Origin of the sequence: Actinoplanes subtropicus (assembly GCF_000721705.1) — a bacterium.
In the GTDB taxonomy this organism is placed as follows: Bacteria; Actinomycetota; Actinomycetes; order Mycobacteriales; family Micromonosporaceae; genus Actinoplanes; species Actinoplanes subtropicus.
Window position 1 is genome coordinate 1 of record NZ_JOJL01000114.1, and the last position, 1,850, is coordinate 1,850.

Here is a 1,850-nt window from a genome sequence, read left to right on the forward strand (position 1 = left end):
TTGGACAGATGCGAAAGGACCTTGATCAGGCTTGAGAGCACCACGCTGATCATGGACCAGCCCGACGCCCGTCACAAGATCAGCGACAGACCCCGTTCACGCGTACCTACCTGGGCACATTCACCAGTACGCCGACAGGCACTTCGTCTGCACCGCGACGACATCGACTGGGACGACGGTGTCATCACGGTGCTGGCCTCGAAATTCGGCAAGTCCCGGGAACTGCCCCTGGCGGCGTCGACCCGGCAGGCTCTCGCCCGATATGCCGAACACCGCGACCACGCCCAGCCCCGGCCGTCGGCGTCGACATTCTTCGTGTCCACCGCCGGCACCGCCATCCGCTATCCGCACTTCGGCGCGCAGTTCCGCCGGCTGGTGAACGCCACCGGCGTCGGCGCCACCTCACCGGCCCGGCCCCGCATCCACGATCTGCGGCATTCGTTCGCGGTCCACACCTTGATCGCCTGGTATCAAGCCGGCCACGACGTCAACGCCATGCTGCCGCGGCTGTCGATCTATCTGGGCCACCGCGACCCGGTCTCCACTTACTGGTACCTGTCGGCTGCACCCGACCTGCTCGCGCTGGCCGCGGCCCGGCTGCAAGCCATCCAGGAGGCCCGATCATGACGACGCTCGCCCCGACCCTGCAGCTGTTCTTCACCGAGCGACTGACCCGACAACGCCAGGCCAGCCCTCGCACGATCACCGCCTACCGCAACACCTTCCGGCTTCTGCTGCGGTTCGTGCAGAACCACACCGGCAAAGCTCCATCCGATCTGGACTTCGACGACCTCGGCGCCGACGTGATCTCCGCCTTCCTGGATCACCTCGAGACGGACCGGCACAACAGCGCCCGCAGTCGCAACGGCCGGCTAGCCGCACTGCGCTCCCTGTTCCGCTACGCCGCCCTGCGCCATCCCGAACACGCCCAACTCATCCAACAAGTCCTGGCCATACCCCAGAAGCGATTCGACCGGCACACCACAGTGTCCTTCCTGACCGCCGACGAGGTCGACGCCCTGCTCGCCGCCCCGGACACCGGCCGCTGGGAAGGCCGCCGAGACCGCGCCCTGATGACCCTGGCCATCCAGACCGGACTACGCCTTTCCGAACTCATCGGCCTCAACACCAGCGACGTTCAACTCGACACCGGCGCACACGTGCGCTGCACCGGCAAAGGCCGCAAACAGCGCTGCGTCCCGCTCACCGCCTCCACCACCGCAGTGCTACGGGTCTGGCTCCACGAACGTGCCGGTCTGCGCGAGGACCCCCTCTTTCCGACCCGCACCGGGCGACGGCTCAGCGACGACGCCATCGAACGCCGCATCGCCGTCTACAAGAACAGCGCCGGCCAGCAGTGCACCTCCCTGGCCACCAAGAAGGTCACCCCGCACGTCCTGAGGCACACGACCGCCATGTCGCTCCTGCACGCCGGCGTCGACACCGCGGTGATCGCTCTCTGGCTGGGCCACGCCGACACCCGTTCGACCCAGCTCTACCTCCACGCCGACATGACCATCAAGGAACGAGCCCTCGCCCGCACCACACCACCAATGATCAAGCCCGGTCGATACCGCCCCACCGACAACCTGCTCGCCTTCCTGGAAAGCCTGTGATTATCCCGACCACAACACCCCGCGCGACCTCCAGAACCAGGGCACCACCCTGTACCGTGCCGAAACTCCGTGCGTGTCCGTGAGCTGGCACTTTGAAGATCTCATCAGGCTGCTCGGTGGTACTCGTTGATCACGCCGCCGAGGCGTTGCCGACGCCGTACCGGGGCGTCCATCGCGATCACGACGGCCGGATCGTGGTTCGGCGGTAGCTGTTGCCGGCCTTGATGCGGCCGG

The 1,850-nt window shown here is 66.8% G+C and carries 2 protein-coding genes; both read left to right on the top strand.

The annotated features are described in order from the left end of the window. Positions 1 to 51: 51 nt before the first annotated feature. Positions 52 to 627, top strand: coding sequence for a tyrosine-type recombinase/integrase (locus tag IH26_RS0152340; RefSeq protein WP_157437910.1), 576 nt, complete (start codon positions 52 to 54; stop codon positions 625 to 627). Continuing rightward, positions 624 to 1,616, top strand: a complete 993-nt coding sequence (locus IH26_RS0152345) for a tyrosine-type recombinase/integrase (protein WP_030443786.1) — start codon at positions 624 to 626, stop codon at positions 1,614 to 1,616. Before IH26_RS0152340 ends, IH26_RS0152345 begins: the two co-directional genes overlap by 4 nt. Positions 1,617 to 1,850 lie beyond the last annotated feature (234 nt).